Annotated in this window: 2 tRNA genes; both read left to right on the top strand. The window is 28.9% G+C overall.

The annotated features are described in order from the left end of the window. Nucleotides 1-91 precede the first annotated feature (91 nt). A tRNA-Ile gene (locus D9T19_RS14435) sits at nt 92-168 on the top strand. A 36-nt stretch (nt 169-204) separates the two neighbouring features. Continuing rightward, nucleotides 205-280, top strand: a tRNA-Ala gene (locus tag D9T19_RS14430). Nucleotides 281-633: the final 353 nt, after the last annotated feature.

Genomic DNA, 633 nt, shown 5'->3' with positions numbered 1-633 from the left:
ACAGAAGTTAGATTCGATTCTAACTTCATCAAGAAAAACAAACAGAGTATTATGTTCGGTTTATAAAGATTATTTATTTAATAGGTAATATGGGCCTATAGCTCAGCTGGCTAGAGCGCTCGACTGATAATCGTGAGGTCCCAGGTTCAAGTCCTGGTAGGCCCACCATATAAATAATCTATAACTTATATAATATACTACGATGGGGAATTAGCTCAGCTGGGAGAGCGCCTGCCTTGCACGTAGGAGGTCAGCGGTTCGATCCCGCTATTCTCCACCATCATATATTCAAACAAATTACAAAAATTAAAGTTTAGTTGCTAAACTAAATATAAGTACTTATTCAAAGTATTTATATTTGGTTTAATTACCAAAATGCGTTACCTTGAAAAAACATAGTTTTTTTAAGCTAGCAAGATATTTAAAAATATAATGTTAAAGTCTTTTAATTTTTTCATTAATGAAAACTGATTTATCAGTAATTAATTAATAAACAATTTTAAAAACTGTCTAAGAAATTAGATAGAACACAATTTATTATTTTAATAAATATATGTAATGTATGTTTAATAAGATAGTAGCCAAAGAATAATTATCAAATGCGATAGAATTTAATTCTATTTATTATAAGCT

This window comes from Poseidonibacter antarcticus, from assembly GCF_003667345.1.
Lineage (GTDB): Bacteria > Campylobacterota > Campylobacteria > Campylobacterales > Arcobacteraceae > Poseidonibacter > Poseidonibacter antarcticus.
This window is presented reverse-complemented; position numbering and strand designations above follow the sequence as displayed.